Origin of the sequence: Roseibium aquae, assembly GCF_008711285.1 — a bacterium.
Taxonomy (GTDB): Bacteria; Pseudomonadota; Alphaproteobacteria; order Rhizobiales; family Stappiaceae; genus Roseibium; species Roseibium aquae.
The window spans coordinates 13,479-32,458 of the sequence record NZ_VXDC01000011.1 but is presented as its reverse complement, the minus strand read 5'-3'; the positions used below and the strand labels follow the sequence as shown (position 1 = coordinate 32,458).

Below are 18,980 nucleotides of genomic sequence, written 5' to 3'. Positions count from 1 at the left end.
GATCGCATTCCTCCCTGCGAGCCGGCTCCCGAAGCCGGCTCGCATTTTTCTTAACGCGTATTGCTGGAATGCCCCCGGCACGTCGGAATTTTTTGCCACAGGTCCAGCTCTTGGCGTCCAGAAATTTCATTATCCGGCTAAACTAAAATCCGTTCTTCTCCAAAGTCTTTCGTTATTTTACTTTTCCTTTTCAAACAACCTCGAACAAAACAACAGAAATATACGACGCGCCAATAAATATTAGACAGATCACTATTTACTTTCGATTCACAGACCTTCGTCATTGTGCGGAGCAATAAGGGCAGCAAACGCGAAGGCCATGTGAAGCGAGACACGACATGACCCGATTTTTCAGCAATCTGACATTCACCTATAAAGTTTGGGGTGGGTTCGTCACCATTCTGCTGCTTACCGCCTTCGTGGGCGGAGCCGGCATCCTGGCGCTGAACGGCGTTTCCCAAAGGACACAAGTTTCCGATCAGGCGACAGCCGCCCAAACGCGTTTGCAGAGCGTGTCTCACGCACGCGAAACATACATGAAGACACGCTCGGCGGAGAATGCCGGGAAGACATTGGCGGCGATCGACGATCTTCAAGACGATTTGGCGAAAATCGCCCGGTCTGTTCCGGACCAATCGGCCGAGGCGTCCCGCCTCGCATTAACCAAGGCATCGGTGGACGCGCTACGCGCATCCTTTGAGAAGGTCACCGGCGGGATTGCTGCCCAAGAGACCGCCCTAGGAAGAGTTGTCTCGGCCAGCAATGAGTTGGACGGTTTGACTTCCAGCATCAATGACAGCGTGTCTCAGGTCCAGCGAGCTGCGGCGGGAGCGGCGGAAGCCGCCAAGAAAACCCAGGAAAAAGCCCGGGCTCTGGGACGGGCGGCTGCTAGCATTCAGGCCGAGGCCAAGGCCCTGGAGCCAAGGTTCGGTATTGACGGTGAATACAAGGCAAAGGACCTGACCGAAGAGGTGATGGCAGAAATCAATGGCGGTCTCGAGCGCATGGTCGCGGCCGCCGAAACGCTCAAGAACGCGGATCTGCCAACGCTGCAGGAAGAAGATACCAATCTGCTGTTCGAGCAGGCAACGCAGTTGCAGACGGCGCTCCCGGATCTTTTGGCCGAAACGAACCTGTTCAACAGGGCCGGTAAGAAAAAGACTGTCGCCGACCTGATCACAGTAATTGGCGAGAATGCGCTGGCAGCCCGCATCGGAACTTACGAGACGGTGGATCTGGAACTGGCGAAAGCCACCGAGACACAAACCCGGCTCGCGGAACTGGCTGACGTCAGCCAGTACACGATTGCTCTGGCCAGCGGGACCGCCGGAACACGCGCGGGATCGATCCAGTTCATTGCCGGCACGGACGGCACGTCGGCAGATCAGGTGCGCGCCGACTTCAAGACACTTGAGACCATCGCCGCCAATCTCTCGGATGCCCGGACAGTTCTTCCCGAGGCCGCGGACAAAATCGCGGGCATGCCAGAGGCAATCAAGGAATTTGCCGCCGCCTTCGACCAAATCGTGACTTCGCAAGACGAGCTTGGACGCCTGACACGGGAGTTGGACCAACTGGCGGCGGATGTTGGCGGGCAAATCACCGCGATCACGGTCGGTCAATCCGATTTGACGCGCAAAGCGGGCCAGACGGCGCTCCTGACAATTGGCGGCACCCTCGCTGTCGCCATCCTCTTCGGCGTTTTGCTTGCAGCCGTCTTGAACACCGCCATTACCCGGCCCATCCGCAGCGTGACCGACATCATGTCGCGGCTCGCCGGCGGCGAACGCGACATCGATGTCCCTCACACAGAACGCCGGGACGAAATCGGCGCGATGTACCGGACAGTGGAGGTGTTCCAGCGGAATGCGGTCGAGCGCTCCAATCTGGAGCAACAGCAAAGAGCAGAGGAAGAGGCCCGCCTTGCCCGTCAACGCCGGATTGAGGAGCTGGTCAGCGACTTCCGCGCATCCGTGCAGGACATGCTGGGTACCGTCGAGATCACTGTCTCAAGTCTCGACAACACCGCGCAAAACCTCACCGGAATTGCCCGGGACAGCGCCGCACGGGCCACAGACACATTGTCAGCCTCCAACACCGCAGCCAGCAATGTCCAGACGGTGGCGTCCGCCGCCGAAGAGTTGGCCGCCTCCATCGGTGAAATCAGCGCGCAGGTTGGCCGGACCTCGGAAATTGTCTCCAAGGCAACGGAAGGCACGCGCCTGACCAATCAGAAGGTCGAGGGCCTTGCCGAATCCGCCGCCAAGATCGGCGAAGTGATCAACCTCATTCAGGCGATCGCCGAACAGACAAACCTGCTCGCGCTGAACGCGACCATCGAAGCGGCCCGCGCCGGGGAAGCCGGCAAGGGGTTCGCCGTGGTCGCGGCCGAAGTGAAGGAACTCGCAACCCAAACGTCCAAGGCCACCGAAGAGATCTCCGCCCAGATCTCGGCCATTCAGGCCGCCACCGAGGAATCGGCCCAGGCGATCGTCTCGATCACGGGCACGATGGATGAAGTGAACGACTACACGAACGCGATTGCGGCCGCGGTCCAGCAACAAGGCTCCGCGACCAACGAAATCTCGAAAAACGTCCAGGAAGCCGCGCACGGGACGCAGATCGTGACAGGCAACATGAGTGAGCTGAACCTGGCCGTCGACCGCACAACTCAGTCGGCGGAGTTGGTGGTCGGCGCATCCGAAGAGCTTACAGCCAAGATGGAAAGCTTGAAAGGCGAGGTCGACCGGTTCCTGACCGATGTCGCCGCCGCCTGAACCTCCCGCCTGACCTCTCGCCGGGCAAAACCGCAAGCCAAGCACCGTCCCCAAGCCGCCGGGACGGTGCTTTTTTGTTAACGCCGCCCGACCGGATGGGCAAATCGGACGCACCGCACAATTGACCTGCGCCGAGCGTCCGCGTAAGGCCACCACATCACATGAACGTCTAGATGCAGGACCATCGTGCCCGATACTGCCGACACTCCGCCCTTCGCGCCCGCCGGAACCGCCCCGGTCTCGACCTATCCGCTCATGCTGGAAACGGCCGGATGGACGGACTATGCACTCCTCGATATGGGAGACGGCGAAAAACTCGAACGGTACGGGCGTTTCACGATTGTCCGTCCCGAACCGCAGGCGATGGGGCGGCGGCGCTTGAAACCTGCCGTTTGGGACCGGGCAGACGCCGCTTTCTCCGGCGACACGGAAGAAGAAGGTCCGGGGCGTTGGAAGTTTTCGGGCAATGTCCCCGAAATCTGGCAAATGGCCTACGGTCCGGTGAAATTCCACGGGCGCTTCATGTCCTTCCGGCATGTCGGCGTGTTCCCGGAACAAGCCGCCCATTGGGACTGGGTGAACACCAAAATCCGCCAGGAACACGAGCACCAACCGGACCGCCCGCTCAAGGTCCTCAATCTGTTCGGTTATACCGGTCTGGCGTCACTGCTTCCGGCGGTGGAAGGCGCGCACGTGACGCATATCGACGCCTCGAAAAAAGCCATCACCTATGCCCGGGAGAACCAGGAGCTTTCAGGCCTCGAGGATCTGCCAATCAGATGGATCTGCGAAGATGCCTCGAAATTCGTCGCGCGCGAAGTTCGCCGGGGCAACACCTACGACGGGATCATTCTAGATCCTCCGAAATACGGCCGTGGCCCAAAGGGCGAGATCTGGGATCTCTATTCAAGTCTGCCGGGGATGCTGGCGGACTTGCAAAAACTCTTGTCGAAAGACGCGGTTTTCATGATCCTCACTGCTTATGCGATCCGGTCCAGTTTTGTGTCGATCCACGAGCTCATGGCCGAAACGCTGCAAAATCAGGGAGGTCGGCTTGAATCCGGCGAACTGCTGATCCGAGAAGACGGCGGACACCGGGCCCTGTCGACGTCGCTGTTTTCCAGATGGAGCAGCCGGTAGCGTAAATCCGGACAAGACCGATGCCACAACCGGATGGACCCGCTGTTGCTGACGCGGACGTTTTCTAGGGACGGCGTCAAGCGGACTTGACCACCCTCGATCACGCGCCTAAGCAGCCACCAGACGGGGCGGTTTATTCGCCACGGTCCGTCCCTCCCGCCCTATCTTGCGGAGCATATCATGAGCCAATCGGGCACGTCCGCCCCCAGGGCCGGCAGCGTCAAACAGATCACCAGCCATTCCAATCCGCTGGTGAAGGAGATCAAGGGCCTGATCGCCCAACGCAAGCACCGCACGCAGTCCGGTCTTTTCGTCGCCGAAGGCTTGAAACTTGCCACTGACGCGATGGGCGCCGGTTGGACCGTGCGCTATCTGGTTTTGGGGCCGGAGGCCAAAGACAATCCCGTTGCCCAGAAAGCCGCAGCCACCGCCAAAGCCCGGGGCGCGATGATCCTGGAAGTCAATACCGCTATTCTGTCGGCCATGACCCGCAAGGACAATCCGCAGATGGTGGTCGGTGTCTACGAGCAACAGACCGTCCCCCTTTCCAGCGTCACCGCTGCCGGGGCCACCGTCTGGATCGCCCTCGACCGCGTCCGGGATCCGGGCAATCTGGGAACCATAATCCGGACGGCTGACGCGGCCGGAGCCAGCGGCGTGATCCTGGTCGGCGATTGCACCGATCCCTTTGCCGTCGAGACGGTGCGCGCCACGATGGGATCATTGTTCCATGTCCCGCTTGTGAAATGCTCGCAGGAGGCCTTCCTCGCGTTTGCCAGGAACTGGCCCGGCACCGTGGTCGGCACCCATCTCGAGGGCTCCGTCGACTACCGTGCCGCAACCTATCCCGAACCGGTCCTGCTCACGATGGGCAACGAGCAGCATGGCCTTGGCCCGGACATCGCGGCGGCCTGCCGCACGCTGATCCGGATCCCGCAAGCCGGTCAGGCCGACAGCTTGAATCTGGCCGTGGCAACGGGAATTGCCCTTTACGAAATCCGCCGTCCGCATCTGGAGCTATGATTTCATGTCCGAACGTCTTTTCATATTCGGTGCCGGTTTCTCATCAAAGGCCTTTGCCAAAGCCGTTCGCGACCGCTTCGACTGGATTGGAGGAACCACACGCTCCGAGCAAAAAGGTGAAGCGCTCCGGGCCATGGGTGTGGAGCCCTTCGTCTTCGACGGCCAGACCGCCGAACCTGCAATTTCAAACGCCTTGACGCTGGCGAGCCACGTCCTTGTATCCATTGCCCCCGATGAAACCGGGGACCCGGTGCTCAACACGCACCGCCAGGATCTGACGGACGCCAAGCCGGACTGGATCGGCTATCTTTCAACGGTCGGGGTCTATGGCAATCATGATGGCGCCTGGGTCAACGAACAAACCCCTTGCCGCCCCGTGTCCAGACGATCGAAACAGCGGCTGGCCGCCGAACAGGACTGGCTCGACTTCGCATCCGAGACCGGCTGTCCGGTGCAGATCTTCCGGCTATCCGGCATCTACGGCCCGGGCCGGAGCACGTTCGAAAACTTCAGGACAGGGCGCGCCCGGCGGTTGATCAAGCCGGGACAAGTGTTCAATCGCATCTATGTGGACGACATCGCCGGCGTTCTTTGCCGCGCGATGGACCGCCGGGAAACGCGGATTTTCAACGTGACGGATGACGAACCGGCCCCGCCCCAGGACGTCGTGACCTATGCGGCCGGTTTGCTCGGCGTAGACGCTCCGCCGGAAATCCCGTTTGAGGAAGCCGATCTCTCGCCGATGGCCCGATCGTTCTATGGCGAGAACAAGCGCGTCTCGAACGCGAGGGTCAAAGAAGAACTCGGCTACAGCTTTCAGTATCCGAATTACCGCATCGCGCTCGATCATCTGCTGAAACAGGAGGGGCATTGAGCCTCCTCACCACCGAAAGGGGACAGTCTGCCGCCCCAATCGGCGTGGTTAAAAAACGCGACCAAGCCGCATTCTGGCGGCGAAACGGAAGATCCGCGCCACACAGCGGCCCGTGACCGTCCCATGCACTCTACCGTGCCGGTTCCCTCCATCAGCTCTGGTGTACCCCCGCCTCCCAGACTTGTTGACAATCGGCCCCGCCCGGCCGAGGCTCCGCTCAAATCCTCTGCGCCCAAATGGGCAAAACCGGTAACCGAAGGGACATTCTTGTTATGGAATGGAGCGTGTATCTGTCTGGAGAAATCCATACCGACTGGCGGGAGCGAATTGTCGGCGATGCGCAAGACATGGAGCTTCCAGTGGTGTTTTCCGGCCCAGTGACAGACCACGGCGCGAGCGACGATTGCGGCGCTCACATTCTGGGGCAGGAAGAAAAGAAATTCTGGCATGACAACAAGGGCGCCAAACTGAATGCGATCCGCACTCGCACGCTGATCGAGCAGTCCGACATTGTCGTTGTCCGCTTTGGTGACAAGTACAAGCAGTGGAACGCCGCATTCGATGCCGGATACGCGTCCGCGCTTGGCAAGCCGTTGATTGTCCTGCACGATGAGACCCTGACACACCCGTTGAAGGAAGTGGACGCGGCGGCCCTCGCGGTGGCTGAAACCGCCGAGCAGGTGGTCGACATATTGCGCTATGTCATTCGCGGCGAACTGTCGCGTTAAGGTCGAAACGTCCAGCGCGTTCAAAATGCCCAACCAGGCCTCAGGTGTCCCGGTGGCGGCCAGCTTCCGGGAGAAAGCCGACTTGGGAACGATCGTCCCTCGATCCCGACTTGCATTCCAAGCGCACATCACCATATCAGGCGCAGCGCCCAGTCTTTGTGCACACAAGGCACATTATCAAAAACAAGCTTCGTTCCAGGGATATCCGGAAAAGGGATGTCGGCAACGAGGCGGTCCGGGCGCTTTATCCGTTACCCACGGATTGCGATCACACAGAGCCGCGTGTCACCATGATCGGCCTCCAAGCACCCATTGTCATGTTCGCGTTTTAAAGACCCGATATGTGTGCGGCGGTCGGAATCCGGCAAAAGCATTGGAAAGAGAAACCATGTTGCATGGAAATGTAAAATGGTTCGACATTGGACGGGGCATTGGCTCCATCGAACCAGCCGAAGGTGATGACATCTTCGTCGACGCCACCGCGCTTCAGCGTTCGGGCATTGAAACTCTTGAGGAAGGTCAAATTGTTGCCTTCGATCTTGAATGGCGCCTGGGACGTGCAACCGCCGGGGATCTGAAGGTTCTTTAATGGCTCGCGGAACCATGTCGAACCAAGGGAGGGCGGTTCAACCGCCCTTTTTATTTGAAAGCCATTTTATTGGCCCCATCTAGGCCACCTGAGACCTTTGCGTTGAGCTGCTTTCTTGTTAGGCTCCGCGCACCTTCCTGAAGCTCGGCAATCCGGTTTGCCAGAACTCCAGGTCACCGCGCGATTGGAGCGACCGCATGACGATGTCACCGAATGTGCTGCTGATTTATCCGAGGTTTAACTCAGGCTCATTCTGGAACTATGGTGCCACCTGCGAGATGGTGGGAGCGAAATATCCGGCTCCGCCCTTGGGCTTGATCACACTGGCTGCCATGTTGCCCGACAGCTGGAACCTGCGGTTGATCGATTGCAACACGGAAGACCTCAAGGATGCCGACTTGATCGCGGCCGATCTTGTTTTGACAGGTGGAATGCTTCCGCAACAATCGGACAGCCTGTCGATCATCGACCGGTGCAAGCAACACAATGTGCCGGTCGCTGTTGGCGGTCCGGATGCAACCTCCAGCCCCGAAATCTACCAGCGCGCCGATTTCCGCGTTCTTGGAGAGGCGGAAGGCATCCTGCCGAAGTTCATAGAGGCCTGGGAAAGCGGTGTGCGCAGCGGAACGTTCGAGGCGGAAAAATTCAAGGCCGATGTCCAGTCCTCGCCAATCCCGCGCTTCGATCTCCTGACATTCAAGAACTACGTTCAAGTCGGTGTCCAGTTCTCGCGGGGCTGCCCGTTCACATGCGAATTCTGCGACATCATCGAGCTTTATGGCCGGGTTCCGCGGACGAAGACCAACGCACAGATGCTCGCCGAACTCGACCGGCTTTATGAACTCGGCTACCGCGGGCATGTCGACTTCGTGGACGACAACCTGATCGGCAACAAGAAGGCGGTGAAAGGCTTCCTGCCAGAGCTGATCGCCTGGCAAAAGGCGCGCAATTATCCGTTCGAGATGTCGACCGAGGCATCTCTCAACCTTGCCGACGATCCCGAACTACTCAAGATGCTGCAAGAGGCCGGTTTCTTCTCGGTTTTCATCGGGATCGAAAGCCCGGACCCGTTGGTGCTGGTCGCCACAAGGAAGAAACAAAACACACGCCGGGATATCGCGAAAAGCGTGCACAAGATCTACGAAGCCGGGATCTTCGTCGTGGCCGGGTTCATTGTCGGCTTTGACGAGGAAAGCGATCGAGTCGCTGACGAAATCACAAACCTGATCGAAGAAGCGGCGATCCCCGTCGCGATGACCGGTCTTCTCTATGCGCTGCCGAACACCCAGCTGACCCGCCGCCTGGAGAAGGAGGGCCGGTTGCACGCCGACCATGGCATCGACGATCCGGACACATTGGACGGCGATCAGTGTACCGCCGGGTTGAACTTCACCACGAAGCGCCCGCGCGCCCAGATCTTGCGCGATTTCCGCAAGATCGTCGACAAGGTTTATTCTCCGGAGGCGTATTTCGGCAGGGTTCGCAAGACAGCGAGTATGCTGAACATGAAAGGCGCAAACGGCTCGATCATTAGCGCCGGGCTGTGGCATGATCTCAAGCTGTTCGGGCGGCTGATCTGGGCGATGACCATAACACGGCCGGAGTTCAGAGGGCCTTTCTGGCGAACCTTGATCCAGACCGCCGTCACCAATCCAAGAGCTGTGAAGCCGGTTCTCATGCTCATGGCCTTATATGTGCACCTTGGCCCCTTCTCACGGTTCGTCATCGGGCAGATTGACAAACAGATTGACGAAGTCGAACGTGGGGAATGGACGGCACCAGCTTTGGTGGCTGCCGAGTAACGAGCACTGGATTTTAAATTTCTGCATTAGGCGCTCAGGTGCCCCCGAAACGGGCTCTTATCTTCATTTTCGCGACCGTTGCCCTGAACACCATGGGCATCGGTCTCATTTTGCCTGTCCTACCCGATTTACTGACAGAATTGACCGACGCTCCGCTGAGCGAGGCCGCCAAATGGGGCGGTCTCATTAGCCTTGCCTACGCCAGCATGCAGTTTCTTGTCGGGCCAACTCTTGGAAATCTGTCGGACCGGTTTGGACGTCGGCCGGTTTTGCTCGTTTCACAGATCACCTTGGCCGTCGATTACATCATCATGGCCTTGGCAAGCAGCTTGGCCATGCTTTTTGTCGGCCGCATTTTGTCAGGCATCGCCGGGGCCACGATTTCCACAGCCTCAGCGTTCATCGCAGACGTCTCCACCAAAGAAGACCGGACAAAGAATTTCGGCTTGATTGGAGCCGGGTTCGGCATCGGATTTATCTTTGGTCCGGCGATTGGGGGCTTGCTCGGAGAGTTCGGTCCGCGCGCACCCTTTTATGCAGCGGCGTGCCTGTCCTTTGCGAATTTCCTTCTCGGATATCTTGTGCTGCCGGAAAGCCTTGCGCGGGAAAACCGCAGGGCCTTTGACTGGCGACGTGCGAACCCGCTCGGTGCACTGCTGCAAATCGGCAAGTTTCCGGGCGTCCGGCTCTTGCTGCTGTCGCTTTTTCTATTCGAAGTCGCAGAGGCCGTGTACCCCGCCATCTGGGCTTACTACACCCAAATATCGTTTGGCTGGGGCCCCATTGAAAACGGAGCTTCCCTTGCCGCTGTCGGTCTCGGATTTGCCTTTGTCCAAGGCTATCTCATCCGGGTTGTGGAACCGAAATTCGGACCGGCTTGGACGTTTTTTATCTCACAATTGGCAAACCTTCTCAGCTTTGTTGGGTTGGCTGTTATTGGAGCGGGATGGATGGTCTACGCCCTCATCCCATTTGCCGCCTTCGGGTCCATGACAAAAGCCGCACTCACCGGTTTGATGGCCAATCAAATCCCCGACAACGCCCAAGGCGAACTCCAAGGGCTCATCTATAGCGTCATCGGCGTTTCCATGATGATCAGTCCGGTCTTGATGACCCAAACCTTCGCGGTCTTCACGGCGGGGGACACGCCGGTTTATTTTCCCGGAGCGCCGTTTCTGATTGCCGCAAGCCTGATCGCGCTTTCAATAATCGTCTGCCTCATGGCGCTTCAGGGCCAGAAACGGCCCGCCCCGTTCAATCCCCAAGGATAATAACACTCCGAAAGGTTCGGCAAGAATGGTTCTCCCGACACTTGATGGACCCCGCCTCCAACCCCTGTCCGGGCAAAGGGCCCGCAAGCTCGTCGTCATCCTGCATGGCTATGGCGCGGACGGCGCAGACCTGATCGACCTCGGCCGCGCTTGGGCCAACGCTTTGCCGGAGGCTGCCTTTGCCGCACCAGACGCACCGGCTTCCCTGCCTTTTGACGCAGTGGGAGGGCGCCAGTGGTTTGCCCTCACCGAGCGCGACATGCGCGAGTGTTGCCTCGGGGCTGAAAGCGCCCGGCCGGCGCTTGACGCTTTCCTGGACGCGGAACTTCAGCGTCATGGCCTGACTGACAGCGATCTGGCTTTGGTCGGGTTCTCCCAAGGCGCAATGATGGCCTTTCATGCAGGTTTACGGCGAGCGATCCCGCCGGCCGCGCTTTTGGGATACTCCGGCTTGCTGCCGTGCCCGGACCAGCTTGACGGGATCAACACCACGAGCCCGGTCCTGATCGTGCACGGTGAAGACGATGAGGTCGTGGACTGCTCCCACTTATCCCGCAGCGCGGAGGTTCTGGCGATGAAAGGCGTCGCCGTGGAAAGCCACATGCTGGACCGCCTCGGTCACACGATTGACGAACGGGGCATGGTGCTCGGTGGCCGTTTCTTGACGGCTCATCTCACATAGCGCGGAGTGGCTGGCGAACGACAAAGGTTAAGGATCCGTTAAAGATTTCGCGCTATGCAAGAGGCACGATGGCCTAACCGCAGGAGCGCGCCGCCATGAAAATTTCGGTTCAAACGACGACGCAGAACGCGAGTCTTCTCAGTTTGACCTCAAGTGGACGGGAACCAGACCCCGCTCCAAAGGGCGGCAAGGCCAAAGCTGCCGAAAACGGCATTTCATCGGCTTTGGAAGCCGCCTCGAAAAAGGCGGATGAAGACGCCACGGTCATCGCTGCACTGCGCGAGGCGGTTGAGAACGGCAAAAACGGCCGCAACGACTTCACAGCGGATCGCGACCGCGCGCTCGCCGATGTCAACGACTACCAGAAGACTGCGAACAAATTGCGGGCCGCGCTCGGTCTGGAGGAAACCAGACCCATGACGCAAGCCGACGTGGCTTACGAGAGCGCCAGCATTTCGACCACGACAATCGAAGCCGAGATTGGCGGGCAGAAGATTTCTGGTCAATTCGTCTCATTCGAACGTGTTTCGTATGACAGCAGCACCGGACTGTCCGCCCGGTCCGCCAGCGCGTCCAACATCACCTCGAGCTTTGGCGGCATCACGGCCAACGCCCAAAGCGCCTCCGTTGCCTCTCTTTACGCCGGCACCGGCACGCAAGTATCGAACCTGTTCGGACGAACCGTCTAGCCAACCCGAGTTGGCTAGACGATTTACCCTGCTGCCTCTTCTGACGTTCCCGTTTACAGACTCAGGTTCCAACGCGGCATAGAGTGACAAAAGCGGGACCGGCAATGCGGTGCACAATCCGCCCGGCTTTCTTTTGGACATTTTTGCCGGACAGCGCATAGGCCCGCCACCCGTCAAACACATCAGGCCTGTTTCAGGTATGCCGCCAAAATGCCCCGCGCGGCCTCAAGGTCCGACTTGTGGATCATTTCGGTTACGGTGTGTATGTACCGGGTCCCCACCACGATCCCCACGGCCTTGGCGCCAGCCGCCGCTTGCTGGGCAGCCGCGCCGTCCTGACCGCCGGCAGCCAGCATCGTCCGCTGGAAGGGAATGTTTTCCTTGATGGCCAGGGCCTCGAACTCGCGCACGAGATCGCGGTCCGCGATAAAGCTGGAATCCTTGACGTGAAGGCCGAACCCCTTTCCCTGAACCGTGGTTTGATCGGGTTCGGATACCCCCGGCGTATCGCAGGACAAGGTGACGTCGATGCCAATCCCGATATCCGGCTTGATGGCGAAGGCGGCGGTACGGGCGCCGCGCAAGCCCACCTCTTCCTGACAGGTAAAGGCGACGTGGATCTCGCTCTGGTGCTTGCTCTTGCCCAGCGCACGGATCGCCTCGATCCCCAGCCAGCAAGCCACGCGGTTGTCGAGCGCCTTGGACACGATTTTGTCGCCGATCTCGATCAAGGGCTCATCCATCGTCACCATATCGCCAATCTTGACGATATCCTTCGTTTTCTCGCCAAGGCCGGTATCGATGACGAAGTCTTTCGGTTCAGGAACCTTCTTGCGCTCTTCCGGCGTCGAGATATGGATCGGCTTGCCGCCCGGATTCATCACCCCCTTGATATCGCCGTCGTCGGTCGAGATCAGGACGCGCCTTGAAAACAGGTTGCGCGGATCGAAACCGCCGACCGGCTGGACATGAACAAATCCCTTGTCCGTCACGTGGGACACGAGAAAACCGATCTCATCCATGTGGCACAGCAGCATGATCTTTTTCGGCGGCACACCTTTTTTGGGCGCCTTGCGGGCCTCCCGCTTGCACAAAAGCGAGCCCATCGCGTCCGTTTCCACCGTATCGAAGAGCCCCTTGATCTCGCTGTTGATCAGGTCCCGAACCCGGTGTTCATGGCCAGGAACGCCCGGTGTCTCACAAAGGCGGCGAAGCAGGTCGATGTTCATGTGTAGATTTCCCGTTTGGTGCGACCGGGCGGTGGCAGCCACCGCCCCGTTTCAAGCATGCGATCCGGCCAAACGATGATCGGACCTTGATCCTTCCATGCCACGATCCAGCTTTTATTGAAATCCCGGGAGCTGCCATCGCTGTGTCGTATTTCAGCGCAAACATCTCCATTGTGTTGCAGGATAATTTTTGTCCGCGCGTTTTGCGGTCAAAGGCTAAGAGTGAGGGGAAACCATGGCGCACAAAAAGAGAATCATCCTTTCCATTGATGGCGGCGGCGTGCGTGGTCTCATTCCCTTACGCATTCTTGAATCTCTGGAAAGCCGCATGGCCCATCGCGGCACCGCCGCACCGATGCATGCCTGTTTCGATCTGATGTGCGGCACCTCGACCGGCGGCTTGATCGCGGCCGCTCTGGCGGCCCCAAAACCCGGCGGACACAAAGGCGAAGCGGCGGCGACAATCTCGGACTTGCGGCACTTTTACGAGACCGAGGCCCGCGACATCTTCATGCATTCCCTTGGCAAGAGGCTCAGCCGGATGGTGCTGAATCCGTTCGGCCTTTTCGACGAATCCTATGACGCGCGGCCGCTGGAACGACTGTTGAAGGAACGCTTCGGCTGGACGTCCATGGCCAGCGCGCTGACCCGCCTGGTCCTCACCGCCTATGATATCGAACAACGCAAAGCCGTTTTCATGACCAACGGGCTCGAACAGAACGGCAGCAGGCCGGACGATTATTATTTCTGGCAGGCCGTTCGGGCCACCACCGCCGCACCGTCGTTCTTTGAACCTGCGCGTATCGAGAACCTGACCCGCCGGCGCGAAGAGGCATTGGTGGATGGCGGCGTCTTCATGAACGATCCCGCGATCGCAGCCTATTTGGAAGCCCGCAAACTTGGCTGGGCCTCCGAAGACATCATGATCTTGTCGCTTGGTACGGGACGGGCCCCGCAGCAACCCTTTCCCTATCAAGAAGCCATAGGCTGGGGCGCCGTCGGCTGGATGCAGCCGTCGAAGGGCGTGCCGATCCTCGCGATTTTTTCAGATGGCCAATCGCAAACGGCCAGCTACCAAGCCGAACACCTGTTCGGCGAAATGGGTACGGCACAATATATCCGTATCAATGGCGATATCCCCGCGGATGCCGAAGCCATGGACAATGCGCGACCCGGAAACATCATGGCGCTGAACGGGGCGGCCGACCGGATCATCAAGGACAACACGGTCCTGCTCGATGAAATCGCCGCGATGCTCTGCGACAGGTTGGAGCGGGGTGCCGACGGATCTGCCACCGCCAATCTTGAGGATGCGGCCTGACACCATGCGGCACGCCGGGATATTCAGGGCACTCGGACTCGCGCTCCTTTTGACAACGCCATCGACCCTTTCCGGTGCGAGCGCCGGAGCGGTCCCGGCAACAAAGCCCGCCCAATCGGGACCGGACAACGTCCAGAAAAGCGTTCCGGTCCCCGCGCCCAAGGTATCGCCCCCCGAAGGTCGAGGGTCCGCGAAACCGGCCAACCTCCGCTTGAGCGGAGACCAGGCCGCAAAAGACTACTTCGGAGCGGTGGACCGGCCCGCAAACCTGCAGGCCCGCGCTATCGGGTCCTATGCCCGCGGCTGTCTGGCCGGCGGCGCGGCACTGCCGGTGGACGGCGCGACCTGGCAGGTCATGCGGTTGTCGCGCAATCGCAATTGGGGCCACCCGGAACTGATCCGCTTTCTGGAAGACCTGGCCAAAGAGGCCCCGTCGCTCGGATGGCGCGGCCTTCTGGTTGGGGATCTCTCGCAGCCGCGCGGCGGCCCCATGACCTTTGGCCATTCCAGTCATCAAGTAGGGTTGGACGCCGATATCTGGTTGCGGGAAATGCCGGATCGGCGCTTGTCGGAACAAGAACGCGAAACGCTGGATTTCCTGTCGATGCTCAAGGGACCTTTGGATGTGAAGGGAGCCGACAGGAGGGTCGATCCAAACAAATGGACGGACACGCATGCCCGATTGATCAAACGCGCCGCGCAAGACAAGCGCGTTGCCCGCATCTTCGTCAATCCGGTGATCAAGAAGGCCTTGTGCGACTTCGAAACAAGCAATGACCGCGGATGGCTGAGAACCGTGCGCCCCTGGTGGGGACACCACTACCACTTCCACATCCGCCTTTCCTGCCCGAAGGACAGTCCGGGCTGCAAGGACCAGGCTCGGCCCCCGCCCGGCGACGGATGCGGTGAGGACCTCGCCTATTGGCTGTCCGATGAACCCTGGGTGCCGAAGGAACCCAGGGATCCGAACAAGCCGGTCGTCAAGAAAAGACCCCTGGCCCTGTCCGCCTTGCCGCAGGATTGCCGCACGGTCCTCACCACCGACTGATTCGTCAACGCGGGTTTACGCTTCAGGCGGCGGATTCTGATTAAGCACGCGTGTCATGAGCACGAGATCGAGCCACCGGCCAAACTTGGTGCCCACCTGTGGCAGGCGTCCGGAAATCTCAAAGCCACGCTTTTGGTGAAAGGAAATCGATCCGGCATTGCCGCCGTCGATACCGGCCACCATCACATGATATCCACCGTTTGCCGCCCGCATGATCAGTTCCTCCAACAGGGCCGACCCAACGCCGCCGCCCTGACGACCCGGTTGGACGTAAACCGAATGGCTGATCGTATGCCGGTATCCGTTTTTTGGCCGGTAGGGGCCGTAGCTGGCATAACCGAGCACTTCACCAGACGGCGCGCAGGCTACAAGGACCGGCAGGCCCGCCGCCTGCTGCGTTTCAAGCCATCGTTGCGTGCCATTTTGGGTTTCCAGTTCGGTGGTCCATGTTGCCTCAAGATGGCGGACAGCGTGGTTCTTCAGCTCGAGCAACGCAGCAACATCTTGCATGTTGGCATCGCGGATAATCATGGATCGATCCCCTCTTGAATAGCGGTCCACCGGGTCCATCCTTTTGCACCGGGAGACAGCAATGCGGCAAATGACTTAGCTGTTGAGAAACGGCGCTAATCGGCCGCAGTATTCTCCGCTTTCTGACTGGAAGAAACTGAAATGCGGTGGTAAAGGGGCGGCATGACGAGCAAGACGCTTTCCAACATCCGCAACTTCTCCATCGTGGCCCATATCGATCATGGCAAGTCGACCCTGGCCGACCGGCTGATCCAGATGACGGGCACGGTGACCGATCGGGAAATGACCGAGCAATTGCTCGATTCCATGGACATCGAGCGTGAGCGCGGCATCACGATCAAGGCTCAGACGGTCCGTCTGGTTTACGACGCCAAGGATGGCCAACAATACATTCTGAATCTGATCGACACGCCGGGCCATGTTGACTTTGCCTATGAGGTGTCAAGATCGCTCGCGGCTTGCGAAGGCTCGCTTCTGGTGGTCGATGCCTCCCAGGGCGTGGAAGCGCAAACCCTTGCCAACGTGTATCAGGCCATCGACAACGATCATGAGATCGTGACGGTCCTGAACAAGGTTGATCTGCCGGCCGCCGAACCGGACCGGATCCGGGAGCAGATCGAGGATGTGATCGGTATCGACGCCTCCGAGGCGTGTCTGATCTCCGCCAAAACCGGCCTTGGCGTCGACACCGTCCTGGAAGCGATCGTCTCGAAACTTCCCGCCCCTCAAGGGGATCCGGACGACACGCTCAAGGCGATGCTGGTCGACAGCTGGTACGATACCTATCTCGGTGTGATGGTTCTGGTCCGTGTGATCAACGGCTCCTTGAAAAAGGGCCAAAGGGTCAAGATGATGGGCACCGGTGCGGTCTATGATGTTGATCGTGTCGGGGTGATGACGCCAAAGTTCCTGCAGGTGGATGAACTGAAGGCGGGCGAGATTGGGGTTATCACCGGTTCCATAAAGGAGGTGGCGGACACCCGGGTCGGAGACACCATCACGCTTGAAAAGAAGCCCTGCGCCGAGGCGCTGCCCGGTTTCAAGCCGGCCCAGCCGGTTGTGTTCTGCGGCCTGTTTCCCGTGGATGCGAACGATTTTGAAGACCTTCGCTCGGCCATGGGCAAGCTTCGCCTGAACGATGCCAGTTTCTCTTATGAAATGGAAACGTCGGCGGCGCTCGGCTTCGGCTTCCGCTGCGGATTTCTGGGATTGCTGCATCTGGAAATCATTCAGGAGCGCCTCTCCCGCGAATTCGATCTCGACCTGATCGCCACCGCCCCATCGGTTGTCTATCAGATGACGCTTACCGACAACACGGACGTCGAACTGCACAACCCCGCCGACATGCCGGACGTCGTCAAGATCAAGGAAATCCGCGAGCCCTGGATCCGGGCAAACATCATGACCCCCGACGAGTTTCTCGGCGGGATCTTGAAGCTGTGCCAGGAACGCCGCGGGCTGCAGATCGACTTGTCGTATGTCGGTAGCCGGGCAATGGTCGCCTATGATCTGCCGCTGAACGAGGTCGTCTTCGATTTTTACGACCGGTTGAAATCGATCTCAAAGGGCTATGCCTCGTTCGACTATCAGATCTCCGATTACCGTGCCGGCGACCTTGTGAAGATGTCGATCCTCGTCAATGAGGAGCCGGTGGACGCCTTGTCCGTTCTCGTGCACCGCAGTCAGGCAGAACGGCGCGGCCGCGCCATGGTTGAGAAGCTGAAAGAACTGATCCCGCGGCACATGTTCAAGATCCCGATCCAGGCGGCCATTGGCGGCAAGGTCATTGCGCGCGAAACGCTGTCGGCCTTGCGCAAGGATGTGACCGCCAAATGCTATGGCGGCGACGCCACGCGGAAACGAAAGCTTCTGGAAAAGCAAAAGGCGGGCAAGAAGAAGATGCGCCAGTTCGGGAAGGTAGAAATCCCGCAGGAGGCTTTCATTCAAGCCCTCAAGATGGACGACTGAGTCCGGCCGAAACGTCTGAAAACAAAAGGCGCATGGAGGGTCTCCTGCGCCTTTTTTGTTTTTCTGTCATGTCCGCGTCTCACCTGCGTTGTAAAGGCAGATCGGCCAGTTCGCGCTGGCTCATGCGCTGAATTGCTGGATGGTCGAGCGGATCGACATGGCTTGCGCCAGTGCGAGCGCTGTGCCGCCATTGGCGCTGAAACATTCGTTTGAGCATTCTTTCTCCTTGATAGTCTGGTCGTGGCCCCATCCGTCTGGATTTAGCCTTGCTGTATAGATAGGGCAATTAGCTCAATAAAAAATCGACTTATTCTGATTTATAATATAGAAAAACTATAATGAGAGACCTCAACCGCATTCACCTGTCGGGCTTAAGGGCCGTCGAGGCCGTCCTGCGCCTGGGAAACCTCAAAGGCGCCGCGGACGAGTTGGGCGTCACCATGGGCGCGGTCAGTCAACAACTCCAGAAAACCGAAAGCCAGCTTGGCGTGCGCCTGTTCGAACGCCAGGGACGGGGCCTGATCCCGACCACCCATGGACTGGCCATGCAGCCGCACCTGACAGCGGGAATGTCCGCCCTCTCCAGCGCGGTTGCAACAACGAAACGGCAGCGTCAGGATGCCCTCACGATCTCCGTCGCCCCCGTGTTTGCCGGCAAGTGGCTTGTCTGGCATCTGAAGAAATTCAACAAGACACATCCTGGCATCCGCGTTCGTGTGGAGGCGACGGTCGACCTGGTCGACCCGGACTCGAGCGATGTCGATCTGTGTATCCGGGTCGGGGCCGGCCCCTATCCGCGGCTCAAGGCAGAAAAACTCTTGAACCAGAGGGTTTTTCCCGTTTGCAGCCCCGCACTCGCCGCGCAGATCCAGGAGCCTGCCGATATCGCCAAGCTGCCGATCATCCGGGATCCGGGCCAAATGTTCACATGGAAAACCTGGCTAGATGTCTTCGGACTCGATGAGAGCATCCTTGGTGACGGTCCGGTCTATTCGGATGCCGCGCTCTGTCTTGATGCAGCCATCACAGGCCAAGGCGTTTTCCTTGCTTGGGAAACACTCGCCTACTACGCTGTCCAGTCCGGTCAAGTTGCGGCGCCATTCGCCGAACGTCCGGCCACGGGTCTGTCCTACTGGCTGCTCAGCAGCGCGACCATACCGGATACGAAAGCCAAGACCGCCTTTGCGAATTGGATCCGGCACGAATTGCAGACCTCCATCGGACGCCCGAAGGGGGCGGACCGCGCACCTGCAAATCAGGAGCCGATTCTCTCCAGTTGAGCAGAACCGCCTGCTTGTCTTTCCGAAG

General features: G+C 59.3%; 17 protein-coding genes. 14 read left to right on the top strand and 3 right to left on the bottom strand.

The window, feature by feature from the left end; genetic code table 11:
* Positions 1 to 338 precede the first annotated feature (338 nt).
* The 10 genes from F0184_RS16585 (at position 339) to F0184_RS16540 (ending at position 11,575) form a co-directional block, all read left to right on the top strand.
* Positions 339 to 2,777: a methyl-accepting chemotaxis protein gene (locus tag F0184_RS16585; protein WP_150497328.1), complete on the top strand. Its 2,439-nt coding sequence runs from the start codon at positions 339 to 341 to the stop codon at positions 2,775 to 2,777.
* A gap of 186 nt (positions 2,778 to 2,963) precedes the next feature.
* Positions 2,964 to 3,917 (top strand): class I SAM-dependent rRNA methyltransferase, encoded by a 954-nt coding sequence (locus tag F0184_RS16580; protein ID WP_244299264.1) that lies wholly within the window; start codon positions 2,964 to 2,966, stop codon positions 3,915 to 3,917.
* Positions 3,918 to 4,097: 180 nt separating this feature from the next.
* Positions 4,098 to 4,940: a TrmH family RNA methyltransferase gene (locus F0184_RS16575; protein WP_150497327.1), complete on the top strand. Its 843-nt coding sequence runs from the start codon at positions 4,098 to 4,100 to the stop codon at positions 4,938 to 4,940.
* A gap of 4 nt (positions 4,941 to 4,944) precedes the next feature.
* Positions 4,945 to 5,814: an SDR family oxidoreductase gene (locus F0184_RS16570; protein ID WP_150497326.1), complete on the top strand. Its 870-nt coding sequence runs from the start codon at positions 4,945 to 4,947 to the stop codon at positions 5,812 to 5,814.
* Positions 5,815 to 6,086: 272 nt separating this feature from the next.
* Positions 6,087 to 6,542, top strand: a complete 456-nt coding sequence (locus F0184_RS16565; protein ID WP_172972144.1) for a YtoQ family protein — start codon at positions 6,087 to 6,089, stop codon at positions 6,540 to 6,542.
* A 388-nt stretch (positions 6,543 to 6,930) separates the two neighbouring features.
* Positions 6,931 to 7,131 carry a cold-shock protein gene (locus tag F0184_RS16560; RefSeq protein WP_150497324.1) on the top strand — a complete coding sequence of 67 codons (201 nt, stop codon included), beginning with the start codon at positions 6,931 to 6,933 and terminating at the stop codon, positions 7,129 to 7,131.
* A 197-nt stretch (positions 7,132 to 7,328) separates the two neighbouring features.
* Positions 7,329 to 8,933, top strand: coding sequence for a B12-binding domain-containing radical SAM protein (locus F0184_RS16555; RefSeq protein WP_150497323.1), 1,605 nt, complete (start codon positions 7,329 to 7,331; stop codon positions 8,931 to 8,933).
* 38 nt (positions 8,934 to 8,971) lie between these two features.
* Entirely contained in the window at positions 8,972 to 10,204 is a 1,233-nt protein-coding gene (locus F0184_RS16550; RefSeq protein WP_208998525.1) for a TCR/Tet family MFS transporter, read from the top strand.
* Positions 10,205 to 10,229: 25 nt separating this feature from the next.
* Positions 10,230 to 10,886: an alpha/beta hydrolase gene (locus tag F0184_RS16545; protein WP_150497322.1), complete on the top strand. Its 657-nt coding sequence runs from the start codon at positions 10,230 to 10,232 to the stop codon at positions 10,884 to 10,886.
* Between the two features lie 95 nt (positions 10,887 to 10,981).
* Entirely contained in the window at positions 10,982 to 11,575 is a 594-nt protein-coding gene (locus F0184_RS16540; RefSeq protein ID WP_150497321.1) for a hypothetical protein, read from the top strand.
* A 182-nt stretch (positions 11,576 to 11,757) separates the two neighbouring features.
* On the opposite strand, the gene F0184_RS16535 is transcribed toward F0184_RS16540, so the two are convergent.
* Positions 11,758 to 12,804: a M42 family metallopeptidase gene (locus tag F0184_RS16535; RefSeq protein ID WP_150497320.1), complete on the bottom strand. Its 1,047-nt coding sequence runs from the start codon at positions 12,802 to 12,804 to the stop codon at positions 11,758 to 11,760.
* Positions 12,805 to 13,039: 235 nt separating this feature from the next.
* On the opposite strand from F0184_RS16535, the gene F0184_RS16530 reads away from it, so the two are divergent.
* The gene (locus tag F0184_RS16530; RefSeq protein WP_150497319.1) at positions 13,040 to 14,125 is read left to right on the top strand and encodes a patatin-like phospholipase family protein; all 1,086 of its coding nucleotides are present in this window, start codon (positions 13,040 to 13,042) and stop codon (positions 14,123 to 14,125) included.
* Between the two features lie 4 nt (positions 14,126 to 14,129).
* Positions 14,130 to 15,173 (top strand): penicillin-insensitive murein endopeptidase, encoded by a 1,044-nt coding sequence (gene mepA / locus F0184_RS16525; RefSeq protein WP_150497318.1) that lies wholly within the window; start codon positions 14,130 to 14,132, stop codon positions 15,171 to 15,173.
* Positions 15,174 to 15,188: 15 nt separating this feature from the next.
* Here the strand turns inward: mepA and F0184_RS16520 are convergent, their stop codons facing one another.
* The gene (locus F0184_RS16520) at positions 15,189 to 15,704 is read right to left on the bottom strand and encodes a GNAT family N-acetyltransferase (protein ID WP_150497317.1); all 516 of its coding nucleotides are present in this window, start codon (positions 15,702 to 15,704) and stop codon (positions 15,189 to 15,191) included.
* Between the two features lie 162 nt (positions 15,705 to 15,866).
* Between F0184_RS16520 and lepA the strand changes: the two genes are divergently transcribed.
* On the top strand, positions 15,867 to 17,672 hold the full coding sequence (lepA, locus tag F0184_RS16515) for a translation elongation factor 4 (protein ID WP_150497316.1): 1,806 nt from the start codon (positions 15,867 to 15,869) through the stop codon (positions 17,670 to 17,672).
* 79 nt (positions 17,673 to 17,751) lie between these two features.
* Here lepA and F0184_RS20615 read toward each other — a convergent pair whose 3' ends face one another.
* The gene (locus F0184_RS20615; RefSeq protein WP_172972143.1) at positions 17,752 to 17,889 is read right to left on the bottom strand and encodes a hypothetical protein; all 138 of its coding nucleotides are present in this window, start codon (positions 17,887 to 17,889) and stop codon (positions 17,752 to 17,754) included.
* Between the two features lie 121 nt (positions 17,890 to 18,010).
* On the opposite strand from F0184_RS20615, the gene F0184_RS16510 reads away from it, so the two are divergent.
* Complete coding sequence (locus tag F0184_RS16510) at positions 18,011 to 18,952, top strand: LysR substrate-binding domain-containing protein (protein ID WP_150497315.1); 942 nt, start codon at positions 18,011 to 18,013, stop codon at positions 18,950 to 18,952.
* Positions 18,953 to 18,980 lie beyond the last annotated feature (28 nt).